The following is a 17,649-nucleotide window of genomic DNA, read 5'->3' as shown; positions in this document are numbered from 1 at the left end:
GCTCTCTTATGAAAAGCTCCACTTTCCATTTCTTTGAATAATACCAGTTGCTGAATCTTTGGCTGATTCATCATCCTCATCAATATCGTCCCTATTTAGAACAATAACTGGAATCTCATCAGCCGGAAGAAAGGCTAAAACTTGATTATTCGCATCCCTAACAGTAACTTCAAGTTTTAACTTAATATCATTTAGTCCTGCTAGTGAACACTGATAATTTACTTTAATATCACCCTTGCCACTTGTTAAATTATCCATCGTATTATCATTATAAATCCAAACATTACGATCAATATCTGTAAATGAGATAGCAATATAAGTCGGCACATCTTCTAGTAAGGTATACGTCAAATCAAATGAAATTGGTTCATTTGGTGTAGCTCTTTTAGAAGACAATAGTGATAACTTCAGATTTTCAACAACTGAACCACTTCTTTCAATTCCCGGTTGATCTGAGGTGATTACTTGTTCTGTATTATCAAAGCTATATTGATTAGCAACATCTCTAGGCTCGCCTTTGGCTTTAATGTACCCATCTTCAATTAAAATAGCTTTATTACAATACTTCTTAACAGCACCCATATCGTGGGTTACAAGAATTGTTGTTTTGCCTGATTTCTTACGTTCCATAAAGTAGTCATTACACTTACGTTGGAAAGCTTCATCACCTACCGCAAGAACTTCATCAAGGATAAGAACATCTCCTTGAGCCTTGATAGCCACAGAGAAGGCCAGGCGTACCTGCATACCTGATGAATAATTCTTGAGTTTTTGGTTCATAAAATCTTCAAGCTCCGCAAACTCAACAATTTCATCATACATGGCATCCACTTCTGCTGTCGTAAATCCAAGCATGGCTCCATTCATATAAACATTCTCACGTCCAGTTAATTCCGGATTAAATCCTACACCAAGCTCAATAAATGAGACCATTTTACCATTTACGGTAACTGTCCCTTGCTCAGGAACATAAATCTGAGAAATAATTTTTAGTAATGTTGATTTTCCTGAACCATTTCGTCCTACGATTCCAAAGAAATCTCCTTCTTCAACTTCGAAGTCAATATCCTTCAAAACATGTTGTTCTTTATAGCCTTTGATTCCTTTAAATCTATTTACTAAGGCCGTTCGAAGACTTTGAGTAGACTCAAGCGGTAATTTGAAAAACTTACTTACATGGTCCACTTTAACTGCAATTTTCTTTTCTGTCATTAGAGAATCTCCGCGAATTTTTTAGCTTGATGATGGAAAATGTAGTAACCAATAGCAAAGATGATAAATGGTAGGAAATAAGGAATAATGGCAATAGCTTTATGTCCAATTAAATCCCAACCACGTAAGCTACCCGAGAAGACAATAAAGTGTCGCAAGTCTTGGATAATCTGTGCTAAAGGATTCAACATCATCAATTTTGCAATTTTAACTTGTCCACGTTGCAAAATAAAGGTCAACGAATAGATAATCGGCGTAGCATACATACCAGCTTGCATTACTACTTCCCAAATCGGACCGATATCACGGTACTTAACAAAGAGTGTTGCTAAGATAAAGGCAATACCAGCTGAAAAAAGGAAGAGTTCTAGGAACAATGGAATAACAGTTAGCCAACCTACTGAAAAATTAACACCGTTGACCAAGGCAAAAACAAAGACAACAAGGAGGTTAATCACATAGTTAATTGAAGCTCCAACAACAGATGAAATAACGATAATCTCTTTCGAAAAATTCAATTTTCGTAATAAGTCGCCCCTAGAAACGATTGACATCATTCCCATACTTGTCGCTTCTGAAAAGAAACTCCATGTAACCATACCGATTAAGAGACCGATAGCATAATGCGGTGTTCCGTCATCAAAACGCAAGAAGCGAACAAACACTAGGTACATAATTGTAAAGAGCATAAGTGGTTTCAAAATAGACCACAAATGACCGATTAAACTACCTTGATAGCGCAATTTAAAATCGGTTTTAACCATTTCTCGTAATAAAATACGATTTTTCTGACTAAAAAAGTCTAACATCTTTTTCTCCTCTATATGCAAACTTTGTAAGAATTAATGTCGTAAATACAGTTGTGTGAAAAGCTCTATTTTTTCGGTAACCATATTTTTGGATACGTGCTAAACGTTCTCTAAATGGAACATCCAAAATTGTCACAAAGTTTTCAACGATTTCCTTATTATCTGAACTTAACGGGAGTTCTAGCAAATTTCTAGCCTGGTCTTGGCTAGCTTTGATAAGACTCCAATATTTGGCAAACAGGATGTGGGGTCTAACCCAATTCTTCATCCTTTTTCGCAATGTTCGAGCTCCAAGGACATTACTGCTATGCTGACGATAAAGCTCCGTTGGCTCATCAATATAGACTAGGTTACCAAAGGCAGAAGCTAGCAAACCCAGATACCAGTCATGCATCAGTAAATCATGCTTTTCCTCACCAGTCCATAAGTCCGCTAAAGCATGGTTAATCATAGCAACACCACCAGTAACTGTATTCTCAGTCAACTCTTGAATAAGCTCCGTATTGGCATGGTCTGACTGAGTACGAATCATACTCTCATGGAGGACAGATAAATTTTCATCCACTACCTTTAAATCAGTATAAATGAGTAGAGGTTTATCCTGTGAATACTTTTTGGCTTCTGCCACCTGAAGTGAAATTTTTTCAGGAAGCCAAAAATCATCCTGGTCACTGAAACAGTATAGATCTGCCTCACTATGCTTAAGTAGGGCGTGGAAACTTTTGATAACACCAACATTCTCAACTTGATTCTCATTAATAAAGTGAATACGTGAATCTTGAGCGGCTAACTGTTTAATAACTTCCACTGTTCCATCTGATGAACCGTCATCACGAATGAGAAGTTGCCATTTCTGATAGGTTTGCTCTTGAATACTTTTTACTTGTTCCGCTAAAAACTGCTCACCATTGTAGGTTGACAGTAAGATATTTACTTTCATGATAAAAATAACTCCTCGTACTCACCCACAATTTTTTCCCAAGTAAAGTTCTGTTTCATAATCTCCTTAGCTAACTTACCTAGTTCAGAGTAATCTGAAATAGCATCTACTTGGTCAATCAAATGCGACAGATTACCCTCATCTTTTTTCCAGTAACGAGCTGTATCTTGTGCTACAGAACGGTTAAATGAGACTCCTAATACTAAATTCAAATCAGTTTGTGCCATAGCCTCCAATAAGCCGGGGTTGGTTCCACCAACTTCATGACCATGAATATAGGCAAAAGCTTCTTTGCGAATATACTTTAATAGATCTTGGTCATAAACTGTTCCAACAAACTTCACACGTGGATCCTTATCAAACTGTGTTTTGGAACGCAATTCCTCAAAATAAGCATTACTCTCGTGATTACAAATAATAATTAAATCACGTTTTGTTGAGGAACTCATAAACTCACGAATAGCAGTTTCATAATTGTTTTCTGGAACAAAACGACCAAGAATCAAATAATAATTTTTCTCGTAAGTGTTCCACGTCTTGTAAATATCTCTAACCTTAGCATCTTGATTTGTAAGTGTTGTCGGTGACAGATCCGTTCCATAAGCAATATAAGTTGTTTTAGACCACGGATAGGCATCCTGAATATAGGTTTCAATTCCTGGATTATCCGAGATAACTAAGTCAGCATATCTTGTCATCACTTTTTCAGAATACTTTAAATAAGCTTGTACTGGCTTTGGCCACTTAGCTCGTTTCCACTCCAAACCATCTGGATTAATGTAAAATTTGCCATCAAGTTTATGAATCTTGCGAGCAAAGGGAGCTACAAAAGCACCTATAGTATTTCCTAAAACATAGAAAATTGGTTCTTTTATATTTTGCTCACGGATTTTCTTTAAGGCATAGTTGATAGCCATCATATCATATGCAATAACGCGAGCAGGTCCTAATTTGGGTGCCTTAATTGTGAAACAATCGACACCCTTATACTCAAAATGCTCATAGGCCTTTTCATCAGAAAGGCAGGCAACATGATATTTAACTTGGGATGAAATTTGGTTGGAGACTAATTGCTCTACAAAGGTCTCAAAACCACCGTATTTTGCTGGAAGTCCACGGCTTCCAATAATGAATACGTGTTGCATAAATCCCCTTTCTAACAAGTCTATAATCTAATCAATTATACCATTTTACAACGCTTTTGCCTATTGCAAACAGAAAAGCAGCCACAAAGGACTGCTTGAAAAAAAGTTAAAAATTATTTTTCACACCATAGTACTGAAGGATTGTCAATACTACCGACATCAATATAAATAGATTGGCGATAACATAAACAGAATATTCTCGTTTATCTATTGCTTCCTCAGAATTTATGTTATTTTGAGGGTAAAATACATTGGAACAGTTGATAAATAAACCTAATAGGAGTAACACACCTGTAAAATAGCGGCCTTGTACACCTGCAAAACTAATATCAGCAGTTTTCCCCCACATTAAATACGAAGTCATTAAAATACCAAATGAAATCCCAGTCGCTATAAGTGCTGTACCAACTTTACTAATTTTTGGTAAAGGCAAAGGTTGGGGAATCATTAGGAGAATAGAACTTACAAAAATAAGATAATACCAAGAAATATTACCCAAACCATAGGTTAGCCAACCAAAAGTAAATAGCGATCCCATCTTGCTTGGAATCAAATCAATCCATTCTCGAAGGAAGGTCTTGAAAAAAATATTGGCATGAGCAATAGTGAATTTTATCTTTTCCACAGGGTTTACACCATGCGTCACCCTACTTGCATTAATATCACTTGACTGCTTCAACCATAAGAAACTTAAAACTGCTGTAACAAATATTAATAGAGCTGCGTAAAGATAGTTCTTTTTAACTTCCATTTTTTCCTTCGGAATAAACAACAATAAGCCCACTAAAAGAACATAAGGTAATTTCATTGTTGCTAAAACCAAGCTCAATACAGCAAAAATAACCATATCTTTTAGACTTACTTTTTGCTTTCTATTAATCAAATAACAGAATTGTGCTATCAGATAAAATGTTACTGCATTAACCATTCCATCAGTACTGAAAGAAGCCGCTAAATAGACACACATTGGTAATAAAGCAATTGCTCCGAAAAGAATTTCAAAACCTTTGGCTTTTTTGATAGCAAGACGAGTAATTAAAGCATAACAAACTAAGTTACAAAACCTTCCTAAAATAACTAACCAGAGGAGACTAAGTCCTAAGATTCTCGCAATCCAAATGCCAATTGCTTGAGGAATGTATGGAATAAATGATGACGCATTCGTAACAATGAAAAGCGAAGAATGTACTTTTTTAAAAGATACTTTAATCCTATCTAAACCAGTTTGCTTTAAAGGAACTTTGAATTCTTTCGTAACCTTCTCAACATCATCTGAAACTTTTGAATCTTTGTCTTTTTTCGGTAGATAAGCATGGAAATCTGCTACATACAAGGCACGAGCAAAATGCGCATTCTCATCAGGAATATCAAGGTTAGGAGAAGAAACAACAAATAAACTTCCTGATAGTACAATAGCAATGGCTATTTTATTATAGAATTTTCCTGGTAATAGAATTATGATAGAAAAAAAGATTCCTGTAACTAATAATAAACTTTTAGGTAGATTAACAAGACTCCCACCTAAATATATATATATTACTCCAATCGTAAGCCAAACAAGGATAACTTGTATCCAGTGTTTGCGTAAATTCTTCAAAAATTCAGAAAAAACTTCCTGTATTTTTGAAGCAATTAAATCTGTTCGCATTATTACTCAACTACCTTTCACTTTTTTGATAACAGGCCAAACACTAAATCCGCCATATCTCAGAAATTTCAAAAAGACGGGGACAACATAGGATAGGGATGAATTGATATTTACTTTTTGAACCCCACGTTTAACATACTTATTTTTATCCCAGTGTTTTCCAAAATATTTTTCCATAAAGATAACAATGTCTTTAAAATCTTGTTTTGTAGCCTCAGGGTAATTTAACAAACGATAAGTATGCCCAACACATAAGTGCTCAATTGCTAAATATTGTAGTTCATTTCTATACTTCTCAAAATGATTTCCAAATAAATTAAATAAATGAATTAACGAATCATAAATATCAAAGATATTAGATTTACTTGAATTCATAATTGATCCAGGAGTATTAATAACATAATTAATAAGTGGTTTCTGAATATAATGGATTCTTTCAGCTCTACTAGTTAAATAAGGCATAACTGCAAGGTCCTCGTATAACTTACCTTTGGGAAAATTAATATTATCGTATAGGTTGGTTCTACAAATCTTTGACCATGCCGCATGTTTTACAACCATGAAATCTTTTTTCTTATTATACTTATCGAATTTAGGATTTACAATTAATTCTTTTACCGGATTTCCATCATAGTCTACTAAATTGATATCGAAAAATATTAAATCATAGTTACTTGATTTATATTTGTTAAACTCTGTTAAAAAGGATTTATCCCAAAAATCATCTGAATCAAGTGATACAGTATAAAGACTATCGTTTATAAACTGTAGTCCAGTATTTCTGACATCAGCTAACCCACCATTTTCTTTATTAAAAATCTCTATATAAGAATATTTCTCAACAAATTCTTCTATTATTTTTCGAGATTCATCAGTACTCCCATCATTTATACAAATTACTTTAATGGAACACTGTTCGATATCATCTTGATTCACAATACTTTCCAAACATCTTCGTAGATATTTTTCAGTATTATAAACTGGAATTATTACAGTCAAATCATAAGCCATTATCTTCTCTCTTTAATTCTTTCTCTATAATAAATGATTGAAATCCCCAATAGGTACACAATCATAACCACTAAAAATGCTAATGAGGCACCCAGCATTCCCCATGAATAGATGAACATCTTTGTGATTAATAAAGTAACAATCAACATTGCAACATAAATTGCTATCAGTAAGTGTTGTTTTCGCATAATGGTAAGAATATTTTCAAAAATAATCGCAACAGCATATAAAACACCAGACAAAATTAATAACGTAAACGGTACCTGATAAGATGCTAAATCTAACCCAAAAACTAGTCCTAACACCTGAACTCCAAATAAACAGGCTATGCAAACAACCAAAAGCCCACCGCCCAAAATATAAAGCAATAACTTTTTAACAATCATATCAAACTTATCGTATTCTTTATCCACGTAAAGAAAAGCAAGTTGTGTAATCAAGGGACGAACCATTAGAATGATAAGACTCATGAAAAAGACAGGCATGAAGAGGATATTGAAATCTCTTTGCATTCCTGTTTGCAATACTCCCTCAGAAAGACCTCGCTCAATGATTAATTTTGGCTCGTTCAAGACATAGAGTAATATGAAACCATTCAAGAAAAGAGGGAAACACTCCTTCAAAATATCCAAGGCTTCATGAAGCCTTTTTAAATCAAATACTCTTCTCCACTTAATTGACTCAAAATGATGAACAAATCTAAACTCGTACAAAAGAATAAATAGCCCATTCCATACAGTTAAAGTTAACAAGGATGTTATAAGAGATTTTGAAACAAATAAAGAAAGAAACAAGACCACTGCACTAGTCGAATAACGATAGAACATGGTCTTCCCTGCAATATCCATACGCTCACGTTGTTGAAATAATCCCTGAAAAAGATCAGAAACCGCATCCCAAGCTCGATATAGAATCATTAGGAATGCCATTAGGATAACAGACGAGGGATATCTATTACCTCCTACTATCTTTAAATAAGGTAACAGTGTTACTATCATGGCAAGTATCGTCAAAATACGGGCTTGAAAATATGCTCTAAACGAATGCTTTTGCCTTACGTCTGTTCCGTGATAATTTCGTACTTGAAAAAGACCTATAACCACCCAAAGAGTCCCGATGGACCATACCAAACTAAATTGGTCAGCAACAGACGCCGCAGTCAATCGAGTAACGATTAAAAGATATAAAACCGACACACCCGAAGCTGCTAAATTTCCCAATAGATTCCAAAGATATATCGTTTTTGCATCTGGAAGCTGATTTTTTTTACTCATCTTTCCCTCTCAAGGCAATTGTTTGTACTAAGTTTTTGAACTTTGTATCAAGTTTAGATAAGCGAACTGTTAATTGATATTGATTAATCAGTAGAAGGAAAATGATAAAGAGGAAAATAAAGTTTACCGCCGAAACAATTCCTAATGCTCTCGCGATAATCTCAGCTAATTTTGGAAAGACACTAAATACAAGTAAAACTAGTGAAAAGAAAATCCAAAATAGTGAGTCATTAATTTGGACTTGAGATTTTCGAATTCCCTTAAGAATAAAGGTAACAGTTGCTAGAGATACAAAAATTAGAACAATTTGAAACCAAATGGTCATGGAGTCTAGCCTCGCTTTCTAAAGTTTTGAATGAGTAGGATTGACACAAACATATGTGTCATATATTTAATCGAACGAGAAAGAGTCAAGTAGCTTTCTCCTGCCTGTCTATCTTCCATTCTAACTTGTGTTTCCGCAACTTTTACACCATTACGGATGAGATAAGAAACAGTATCTGGCTCTGGACCATAGTTAATATTGAGTGCAAACTCTTTTATTAACTCTTCTGAGAACATTCTCATTCCTGAAGTTGGGTCCTTAATTGTCTTACCAGTAGTGAGTTTAATAGCTGAACTAATTAAGATATTGCCTAACATTCGTAAAGAATTTGGTCGTTTTTCTGTGACAAATCGAGAACCAATCACTAGATCAAAACCATCATCGATCTTTTCTTCCAAACTTTGAATATATTCTGGTAAGTGTTGACCATCGGCATCAAATTGCACCGCTTTTTTATAACCATGCTCATACGCATATCTTAAACCTGTTTGGAAAGCCCCAGCAAGACCGAGATTCACTGGTAAATCTACAATATTGTAATGATTCTCATGGCAAATTTGTGAAGTTTTATCACGAGAGCCATCATTGATGATAACATAGTCATATTGAGGATAGTTTTGAATGATGTTGTTAACAACATTTTCAATCGATCCTTCTTCGTTATAGGCTGGAATAATAATGAGTAAATCTGACATTTTTATACGTAGTTTCTCCTGAAAACTCTATTGAAAAAGGGCAGCCAAATATATTTCAGATTAATTCAACTGACCTTGGTTTTTATTTCACTTCTTGTTTGTAAAACTCTTTCAAAGCATCTTGCCATGTTGGGATGACAAATCCTGTTGCCTTAGCCTTAGCCAAACTCATTGTTGAGTTAAGAGGACGTTTAGCTTTAGCTGGGAATTGGCTTGAATCAACAGGTTTCACTTCAACATCAGTATCTTTGAGGATTTCGACCGCAAAGTCATACCAAGTTGTATCTTCTGCTGCATCGTTTGATAAATGATAATAACCATATTCCTTACGGTTTTCAGCCAAATAAGTCATAAATTCTGCTAAAGTACGTGTCCAAGTTGGACGGCCATGTTGGTCATTAACGACTGTCAGCGTCTTGTGAGTTTTAGCAAGGTTTTGCATAGTGAAGACAAAATTTTTACCATAGTTACCGAACACCCAGGAAGTACGGATAATGTAGTAGTTAGTCACATGTTTTTCAACTAGCTCTTCACCCATACGTTTTGTACGACCGTACTCTGTCTGTGGATCTGGTTTATCATCAACTTCCCACTCTTGACCGACTGGTTTTTCACCATTGAAAACGTAGTCCGTTGAAATATAAACAAGCGTTGCACCATGTTTTTCTGCAGCCTTAGCAACATTTTCAGTACCTGTCACATTAATAGCGTAGTCAAGCTCTTTGCCTTCATCTTCAGCAGCATCGACAGCTGTGTAAGCAGCACAGTGATAAACCAAGGTTGGTTTTACTTCCGCAAACACTTCATCTACTTTGTCAGCATCTGTGATGTCCATTTCTGCCACATCTACTGCTACATACTCTTCGTTACGTTCATCAAGTAGGTGACGAAGCTCGGTTCCGAGTTGGCCATTTGCACCTGTTACTAGAATCATATTTTTCTCCTCGTAATTCAATAATATTAGTTTTATTTTAACAAAAAAAGCAGAAAAAATCTGCTTTTACTCAATATTATTCTCTACTTTCGATACTATCAATACCAAAATATACCGCCATCCATCTATTAAACCACGCATCTCTTGACTCCCCTAAATTATTCGTACCATTATATGCATTAAATAAAGTTTTAGGTTTAGGATAACGTTTCAAAATAATAGTGGATTGTCCGTTCTCTTTAGCTTGATAAATCTCACGATATTGCATACTCACAACTTTGTAGGTACTATTTATATCACTAAACGCCTTAGTATAAGAAAATCCAAATTTAATCACTAGTAGTAATAAAAATACCAAGGCCAGTTTCTTGAGAAATAATACCTCTTCCAAAATTAAACGTAACAAAATTAGTAATGCTAAGCAAAGTAATACACTTGCCCCAAAAAATACCCTGTCAGGAAGCTCATTTGTTGCTACTAAACTGTATATACAAGCAAAGTGAGCACACATTATAAACAAGAAATAAAAAAATTGCTTTCTGTTCAAATAAGATTTAACAAGAGAATAAATTAAAAGTACTAATATAGCAATATATAATATCGAATATTTTTGCCAACTCATTTGAAATAAATTAGCTAATTTATTGCTGAGGTCGTAAAACAAGGGAATATCACCTGCTCTCTTTTGAGACCCAGGAGATGCTAGCATTAAAAGAAAACCAATACAAGCCGCTACAATTTCTAAAACTCTTGAAACACTTACTCTTTTTTCAGAAACAGCATCATACAATATTATTAAACTAATCAACAGAATAAATGCTGGAGAGGTATTTTCATTCCCTGCACCTGAAAAAAAAGCCAATGGAATTGTCCATAATATATTATATGGAGATTGGTTTCGTCTCAATACAACCTTCAACCATAGTAAGTCTAGGACAGCTGTCCATAAATAATTACCTGATCCTGAAATCCATAATACAGTTTTTCCGATTTCTGGAAGAAACCACCATAAAATCAAAAAGATTATCGCTAAATATAAAACTTGGTGTTTCCTATGCTTATTTGAAACTATTTCAAAGCTTAAACTATCTATTAATATTCCCAATGACAAAAATACAGAGGAATTAAATACATTGAAAACTTCCTTATTATATTGCATAAATATCTGAACGATAGAATGTCCAGTAAACCTACCATTCCAAACTTTCCAATGATTCATTTGAGAAGTAATCAAATCAAATAATGATCTTACTGGTTGTTCATTATCTGATGGAAATGGTTCCTTATAAATAAATCTATATACAAAATCATCAGATGTATAGAGAGTGAAGTGATTTAATAAATAAATTAAAGTGACTACAACGAGGCATACAAGGAGATAAACTATCTCTTTGTTGTTTTTTTCTTTCATTTTTTCTCCCAAATATAGATTTTGGATTCATTCTAACAAAAAAAGCAGAAAAAATCTGCTTTCATTTATAATTCTATTCAACTAATTCATTTGTATAAATAATTGGCTTTCTTCACCCTTTTTCTTTAACAATATACACCGGCCGTTTCTTGGTTTCTAGGAAAATCTTTGAAATGTAGTTCCCGATGATACCTAAGGCTAAGAGTTGGATTCCTCCGATAAAGAGAATGATTGAGACAAGGCTTGCCCAGCCTGCAACACTCCCACCTATGGTTAGTTTTCGAATAACGACAAAGAAAATTCCAACCAAAGAAATTAAGAATGAAAAGGTTCCTGCCCAAGTAGCAAGTTTCAAAGGCACTTCGGAAAAGTTGATAAAGCCATCAAGAGAATAGTTTAATAATTTCCAGAAAGACCACGAGGTTTCTCCGGCAACGCGTTCTCGATTTTCATAAGAGACGTAGGCTACATCAAAGCCAACCCATGAAAAGAGCCCTTTTGAAAAACGGTTAACTTCTTTAAGCTCTAGGATGGCATCAACAACTTGACGCGTCATCAAACGGAAATCACGCGCCCCATCTACCAATTCTGTGTCAGAAACTTTATTAATCAACCAATAGAAAGCCTTAGCAAAGAGTGAACGAATAGGTGGCTCACCTTTGCGGTCAGCACGTCGAGTCCCGACAACGTCATAACCTTCTTGGATTTTGGCATACATCTCGATAAGAAGTTCAGGTGGATCCTGAAGATCGGCATCCATAACGGTAACGTAGTCACCTGTAGCACGCTGAAGTCCTGCATACAGCGCAGCCTCTTTCCCAAAATTCCGAGAAAAAGAGAGGTAGTGAACATTTTCAAATTGCTTTGAAACCTGTCTCAAAACATCTAAAGTTCGATCTTTAGAACCGTCATCGACAAAATAGTAGTTGAAAGTCAACTGATTGGCCATTTGTCGTTCAACTGCTTGACAGGCTTCTAGGAAAGGATGGATAGTCTCTTCCTCGTTGTAACAAGGGACCACGATAGCCAGTGTTTTCATAAACCTTCTCCTAACGGATACCTAGGGCAATACGGGCATAACGACTCATCTTTTCAATAGTCCATGCTGGTGTCCAGACCAACTTAACCTCAGTCTTAGTGACTTCAGGTACTTCTTTCATAGCGTCATAGATTTGGTCTGTCAAAAGATCTGCTAAGGGGCATCCCATAGTCGTCAAGGTCATATCGATTTCAGTATAGCCATCTTGCTGGAAACGAATATCGTAAATAAGGCCTAGGTTGACAATATCAATCCCCAACTCCGGGTCAATAACCATTTCTAAGGCTTCCAAGATACGGTCTTTGATTTTTTCAATTTCTTCTTCAGTGTATTTCACTTCAGACATAGCTTTTCCTCCAAAATCAGGGCCTAACAATCAGGCCCCTTCCATTTACTCTATCTTAGTCTTCAATAAAGTCTTTAAGTTGTTTGCTGCGACTTGGATGGCGTAATTTTCGAAGGGCTTTAGCTTCGATCTGACGAATACGTTCACGCGTAACGTTGAAGACTTTACCAACATCTTCCAAGGTACGCATCTTACCATCATCAAGACCGAAACGGAGACGCAGAACATTTTCTTCACGGTCTGTAAGGGTATCAAGCACCTCATCCAATTGTTCACGAAGAACGACACGAGTTGTGTAATCTACTGGATTTTCGATAACTTCATCTTCGATAAAATCACCCAAATGGCTGTCATCCTCTTCACCGATAGGTGTTTCAAGCGAGACTGGTTCTTGAGCAATCTTAAGGATTTCACGAACCTTATCTGGTGTCATATCCATACGCTCAGCAATTTGCTCAGGTGTTGGGTCTTGTCCCAACTCTTGCAAGAGGTTACGTTGCTCACGTACCAATTTATTGATAGTTTCAACCATGTGAACTGGGATACGGATCGTACGTGCTTGGTCTGCGATGGCACGTGTAATTGCTTGACGAATCCACCATGTCGCATAAGTTGAAAACTTGAAACCTTTTGAGTAGTCAAATTTATCAACGGCTTTCATAAGTCCCATGTTACCCTCTTGAATCAAGTCCAAGAACTGCATGCCACGTCCGACATAGCGTTTAGCGATTGAGACTACCAAACGAAGGTTGGCTTCTGCCAAACGTTGTTTAGCTTCCAAATCACCATTTTCAACAGCGATAGCCAATTCTTTTTCCTCTTCGTTACTCAAGAGAGGCACTACCCCAATCTCTTTGAGATACATACGAACAGGGTCATTGACTTTAGCTGAGTTTGAACCAAGAAGCTCCTCGTCTGTAAGCTCTTCTGGTTTTGGTGCCTCAACAACATATTTAGATGAAGGATTTCCATCTTTATCAGTGATAGAGATACCACCATCTGTCAAACGTTCCAAAAGGTCATCAATCCCATCAGCATCTAAAACAAATGGGATAACTAGTTTTTCTGTGATTTCATCATCAATTGCTGTACCAGCTTTTTTGTGATTACGAATGAAATCAGCGACTTGAACGTTAAATGCTGTATTTTGTTTTTTCGTTGCCATGTGTTACTCCATATCTCGTTTTTGGGCGATGAGCATTTGCAGGGCTTCCACCGCTGCATCCACATCACCGTGGTTACTTGATTCTCTTATTTGTTTACTTTGCTTACGGAAGTCCTGTTCCCTCAGAAAATGATTTCTACGCTCTTCAATAGCCTGGACTTCCTCTAAATTGGTTTCAGGTGGCAAAATTTCCTCTAAAACCTGATAATAGGCTGTTTGTACTTCTTGAGAAAGCACAGACAAGGCTACCGTATCAATTTGACCATCTCGCTTCAAAATCTGAAAGAGTTCTTCTAACTCAGGTGTTTGGAAGAAAAAGTCATCCCGCATACGATAATCATTTAAAATCATAGGATGATTAAGCATGCGATGGAAGAGTTGATTTTCCGCGCGACGAAGACCTGTAATCTTAGGTGTAGAAGGTAGTTTGACCGTCCCTCTAAGTCCTGATGCTGAAGACTCGTAAGCACTATTACTAGCAGCTGATAATTGAGCCGTCTGCTGATTTCTCATGGTCAACCGTGCGTTATTGACCGCTTGCTCAACTTGGAAAAAATCAAAGTCTGGCAAAAGGTCAGCCACCTTAGAAATGTAGGAATTTTGTGCCGTTACAGAAGGCGACTTAGCAATAATCTTTGCAATCTGCTCGACATAGGCAATCTCCGCTTGAAGGTTGTCTACATTAGCAGGCTTGAGCTGTCCAATCCAAAATTCCACATCTGAAATGCGGGACTCAACCAAGAGTTTACCCAAGGCCTTTTCGGATGTTTTCTGTAGATATTCATCAGGGTCCATACTGTCTGGAATTTTAACTATATCAACTTGAAAATCCGATAACAGTTCCAAAGACTTGGCAATCGCATTTTGCCCAGGTTTATCACCATCATAGGTTAGAACTATTTTTTTAGTCAGTTTACGAAGACGATTGACATGCTCAGGAGTCAGAGCCGTTCCCATAGAAGCCACTGCATTAACATGCCCAGCTCTATAGGCGGCAATGACATCCATGAACCCCTCCATCAGATAAACCTCATGTGTCTTCTGTATCACTGGTTTAGCCTGATCCAAGTGGTAGAGTTCATAGGACTTATTGAAAATACGGGTAGCCCTAGTATTCTTGTACTTGGCCTGTCCTTTTTCAATATCTTCCTTAGTCCAAACACGTCCTGAAAAACCGATTGTCTTTCCAAACTCATTTTTGAGTGGAAACATGATTCGATTTTTAAAAGTATCGAAAATACGATTATTTTCAGAAAGATTAAAAAGACCTGATTCTGTCAGTACCTCTTCGTCATATTTTTTTGATACAGACTGATAGAGATAATCTGGTTCGTCAGGGGCTAGACCAATCTGAAAGGTCTTAAGTAAATCGTCAGTCATGCCACGCTCATAGAGGTAGGCACGCGCCGCTTCTCCTATCTTAGTCGTCGTCAAGACTGCGTGATAAAACTTCAGCGCATCCTCATGAAGATCATAGAGGGCTTGATTAGGAGAGTTCTGCTGCTGAGCCTGTCTTGGTGCATCTATTGTAACTGCAATACCTAAGCGGTCTGCCAGAACCTTGACACTTTCTTGGAAAGAAATCTGACGATATTCTTCTAAAAATTTGAAGACGTCGCCAGACTTGCCACAACCAAAACAATGGTAAAACTGTCTGTCCTCAATAACATTAAATGAGGGGGTTTTCTCCTTATGGAAGGGGCAGAGACCAAGGTAATTGCGGCCAGCACGATTAAGACTGACAACTTCACCAATTACGTCGACGATGTTGGTAATGCTCTTAATATCTTCTATTAAAGCTTTATCAATCACTATCTAATCGCCCCCTATCTTACCATAATTGCAATACCCCTAATTATAACACGATGAAAAATGAAAGTAAAATAAAATAGATTTTTTCATGAGCAAATCTCTTGTCAAGATTTACAAATTCAGATAAAATATTAAAAGTAAATAATAGAAGGGCTTAATTGTCAAAATGATTAAAGGGTTTAAAGACTTTTTGTTCAAGGGTAACGTCCTTGATCTTGCTGTAGCTGTTGTTATGGGGGCTGCTTTCAACGCTATTGTCACTTCACTTGTAAGTGATATCATCACACCACTTATCCTTAACCCAGTTGTTAAGGCTGCTAACGTTGAAAACCTCTCTAAATTGTCATGGAACGGTATCGCATACGGTAGCTTCTTGAGCGCAGTTATCAACTTCATCATCGTTGGTACTACTCTCTTCTTCGTTGTTAAAGCTGCTGGTAATGCAACAGCTCATGGTCAAAAACAAGCTGAAGAAGCTGCTGAAGAAGCTGGTCCATCACAAGAAGAATTGCTTGCTGAAATCCGCGACCTTCTTGCAAACAAATAATCTTTATTTGTTCAACTAAAGACACATGAAACTTAGGACGTCTGAAATCTCAGACGTCCTATTTTTTGTTTCTCATGACTACTAACTGACTTATTTATTCGATAAAAAGAAAAAAGCTTGAAAATACTCAAGCTTTTTTATGTTAATTTCATTCTTAATTAGAATTTTTTACGTTTGCGAGCTGCCTCTGATTTACGTTTACGTTTTACAGAAGGTTTTTCGTAATGTTCACGTTTACGAGCCTCTTGAAGAGTACCAGCTTTAGTCACAGAACGTTTGAAACGACGAAGAGCGTCGTCAAGTGATTCGTTTTTACGTACTACTGTTTTTGACAATGAATTCACCTCCTCAAGATAATGTAACATTTTACACGTTCTATCCAAGTATACATGACTCGCCTTTTTCTGTCAAGAATATATTTAAGTTTAGGAACTTTTTGCTATTACAGTTGACTTCTAAGTCTACTAAAACTATCCAAGGTTTTTCCTATACAAAAAACTAGAGGATTCATCTCCCCTAGCTACTGATTTATTCAGCTGCTGTATATTTAGAAGCATCCTTGATATACTCGTCGTAAGTACCATCTGCTTTCAATTTTTTGATGACTTTATTGACTGCTTCTTTCAATTTGTCGTTGCCTTTAGCCATAGCGACTGCTTTTGCATCGCCATCATCAACTTTGAGGGCAACACTTGCCAAGGCCAAATCTGAATTTTGTGCCACGTAACCTTCTGCTACTGGTTTTTCAAGGTCAACAGCATCAACTTGACCAGATTTCACCTCGTTAATCGCCTCACCCATTGCTGTAAGTGATATGACTGTTGAATCTTTCAATTGTTTCTTAGCAAGTCCTTCTTCAATGGTACCTTTTTGAACTGCTACTTTCTTACCTTTGAGAGCATCAAGACTTGAGTAAGTAGACTCTTGATCTTTACGAACGATGATAGCATTTTGTGTTTCGTAGTAAGGATCTGAGAAATCAAAGGTTTTCTTACGTTCGTCTGTTACTGAGATACCTGAAATAGCAAGATCAGCCTTACCTGATTGAAGGCTTGAGAGCACGTTATCAAAGCTCATTGTTGTAACTTCAAGCTTAACACCGAGTTCATTCGCAATAGCTTGTGCCAACTTGATATCTGAACCAACTACTTGGTCTTTACCATCCACCAAAGTTTTGAACTCAAATGGTGGATAGTCTGGGCTGACAGCCACGACAAGTTTTTTATTTTCTTTAATAGATTCGTCAGCGTCTTTTTTTGACCCACAAGCTACCAAAGTTACAGCAACAAGGAAAGCCATCGCCCCGAGGAAAAGTTTTTTCATAAGAAACTCCTGT

The 17,649-nt window shown here is 36.5% G+C and carries 18 protein-coding genes; 1 reads left to right on the top strand and 17 read right to left on the bottom strand.

Going from position 1 to position 17,649, the window contains the following annotated elements; translation table 11 throughout:
* Nucleotides 1-6: 6 nt before the first annotated feature.
* The 15 genes from NST05_RS03780 to dnaG all read right to left on the bottom strand — a co-directional run bounded on the left by NST05_RS03780 (nucleotide 7) and on the right by dnaG (nucleotide 15,769).
* Complete coding sequence (locus NST05_RS03780; protein ID WP_084828993.1) at nucleotides 7-1,212, bottom strand: ABC transporter ATP-binding protein; 1,206 nt, start codon at nucleotides 1,210-1,212, stop codon at nucleotides 7-9.
* Nucleotides 1,212-2,021, bottom strand: coding sequence for an ABC transporter permease (locus NST05_RS03775; RefSeq protein WP_084828994.1), 810 nt, complete (start codon nucleotides 2,019-2,021; stop codon nucleotides 1,212-1,214). Before NST05_RS03775 ends, NST05_RS03780 begins: the two co-directional genes overlap by 1 nt.
* Nucleotides 2,005-2,961 carry a glycosyltransferase family 2 protein gene (locus tag NST05_RS03770; protein ID WP_084828995.1) on the bottom strand — a complete coding sequence of 319 codons (957 nt, stop codon included), beginning with the start codon at nucleotides 2,959-2,961 and terminating at the stop codon, nucleotides 2,005-2,007. Before NST05_RS03770 ends, NST05_RS03775 begins: the two co-directional genes overlap by 17 nt.
* Nucleotides 2,958-4,106, bottom strand: a complete 1,149-nt coding sequence (cps2T, locus tag NST05_RS03765; RefSeq protein ID WP_084828996.1) for a beta 1-4 rhamnosyltransferase Cps2T — start codon at nucleotides 4,104-4,106, stop codon at nucleotides 2,958-2,960. The genes NST05_RS03770 and cps2T overlap by 4 nt, the downstream gene beginning before the upstream one ends.
* Before the next feature lie 106 nt (nucleotides 4,107-4,212).
* Nucleotides 4,213-5,754: a DUF2142 domain-containing protein gene (locus NST05_RS03760; protein WP_084828997.1), complete on the bottom strand. Its 1,542-nt coding sequence runs from the start codon at nucleotides 5,752-5,754 to the stop codon at nucleotides 4,213-4,215.
* A 6-nt stretch (nucleotides 5,755-5,760) separates the two neighbouring features.
* A complete protein-coding gene (locus tag NST05_RS03755) occupies nucleotides 5,761-6,765 on the bottom strand; it encodes a glycosyltransferase family 2 protein (protein WP_084828998.1) in 1,005 nt (334 codons plus the stop codon).
* The gene (locus tag NST05_RS03750; protein ID WP_084828999.1) at nucleotides 6,765-8,039 is read right to left on the bottom strand and encodes a lipopolysaccharide biosynthesis protein; all 1,275 of its coding nucleotides are present in this window, start codon (nucleotides 8,037-8,039) and stop codon (nucleotides 6,765-6,767) included. The genes NST05_RS03755 and NST05_RS03750 overlap by 1 nt, the downstream gene beginning before the upstream one ends.
* On the bottom strand, nucleotides 8,032-8,364 hold the full coding sequence (locus tag NST05_RS03745; RefSeq protein WP_084829000.1) for a DUF2304 domain-containing protein: 333 nt from the start codon (nucleotides 8,362-8,364) through the stop codon (nucleotides 8,032-8,034). Before NST05_RS03745 ends, NST05_RS03750 begins: the two co-directional genes overlap by 8 nt.
* A 5-nt stretch (nucleotides 8,365-8,369) precedes the next feature.
* Nucleotides 8,370-9,065 carry a glycosyltransferase family 2 protein gene (locus NST05_RS03740; RefSeq protein ID WP_024703954.1) on the bottom strand — a complete coding sequence of 232 codons (696 nt, stop codon included), beginning with the start codon at nucleotides 9,063-9,065 and terminating at the stop codon, nucleotides 8,370-8,372.
* Nucleotides 9,066-9,141: 76 nt separating this feature from the next.
* The gene (gene rfbD, locus NST05_RS03735; protein ID WP_014621820.1) at nucleotides 9,142-9,993 is read right to left on the bottom strand and encodes a dTDP-4-dehydrorhamnose reductase; all 852 of its coding nucleotides are present in this window, start codon (nucleotides 9,991-9,993) and stop codon (nucleotides 9,142-9,144) included.
* Nucleotides 9,994-10,069: 76 nt separating this feature from the next.
* Nucleotides 10,070-11,404: a DUF3329 domain-containing protein gene (locus tag NST05_RS03730; RefSeq protein ID WP_084829001.1), complete on the bottom strand. Its 1,335-nt coding sequence runs from the start codon at nucleotides 11,402-11,404 to the stop codon at nucleotides 10,070-10,072.
* Between the two features lie 112 nt (nucleotides 11,405-11,516).
* On the bottom strand, nucleotides 11,517-12,443 hold the full coding sequence (locus NST05_RS03725; RefSeq protein ID WP_024010023.1) for a glycosyltransferase family 2 protein: 927 nt from the start codon (nucleotides 12,441-12,443) through the stop codon (nucleotides 11,517-11,519).
* Nucleotides 12,444-12,453: 10 nt separating this feature from the next.
* Nucleotides 12,454-12,789 (bottom strand): metal-sulfur cluster assembly factor, encoded by a 336-nt coding sequence (locus tag NST05_RS03720; RefSeq protein ID WP_002891474.1) that lies wholly within the window; start codon nucleotides 12,787-12,789, stop codon nucleotides 12,454-12,456.
* Nucleotides 12,790-12,844: 55 nt separating this feature from the next.
* On the bottom strand, nucleotides 12,845-13,954 hold the full coding sequence (gene rpoD / locus NST05_RS03715) for an RNA polymerase sigma factor RpoD (protein WP_011227440.1): 1,110 nt from the start codon (nucleotides 13,952-13,954) through the stop codon (nucleotides 12,845-12,847).
* 3 nt (nucleotides 13,955-13,957) lie between these two features.
* Complete coding sequence (gene dnaG / locus NST05_RS03710; RefSeq protein WP_084829002.1) at nucleotides 13,958-15,769, bottom strand: DNA primase; 1,812 nt, start codon at nucleotides 15,767-15,769, stop codon at nucleotides 13,958-13,960.
* A gap of 163 nt (nucleotides 15,770-15,932) precedes the next feature.
* On the opposite strand from dnaG, the gene mscL reads away from it, so the two are divergent.
* Nucleotides 15,933-16,313, top strand: coding sequence for a large conductance mechanosensitive channel protein MscL (mscL, locus tag NST05_RS03705; RefSeq protein ID WP_084829003.1), 381 nt, complete (start codon nucleotides 15,933-15,935; stop codon nucleotides 16,311-16,313).
* 158 nt (nucleotides 16,314-16,471) lie between these two features.
* Here mscL and rpsU read toward each other — a convergent pair whose 3' ends face one another.
* Nucleotides 16,472-16,648, bottom strand: a complete 177-nt coding sequence (rpsU, locus tag NST05_RS03700) for a 30S ribosomal protein S21 (RefSeq protein WP_002884573.1) — start codon at nucleotides 16,646-16,648, stop codon at nucleotides 16,472-16,474.
* Between the two features lie 193 nt (nucleotides 16,649-16,841).
* Nucleotides 16,842-17,636 carry an ABC transporter substrate-binding protein gene (locus tag NST05_RS03695; RefSeq protein WP_082309069.1) on the bottom strand — a complete coding sequence of 265 codons (795 nt, stop codon included), beginning with the start codon at nucleotides 17,634-17,636 and terminating at the stop codon, nucleotides 16,842-16,844.
* Between the last annotated feature and the right edge of the window lie 13 nt (nucleotides 17,637-17,649).

It is taken from the genome of Streptococcus sp. FSL E2-3494 (assembly GCF_038007085.1).
Lineage (GTDB): Bacteria > Bacillota > Bacilli > Lactobacillales > Streptococcaceae > Streptococcus > Streptococcus thermophilus.
This window is presented reverse-complemented; position numbering and strand designations above follow the sequence as displayed.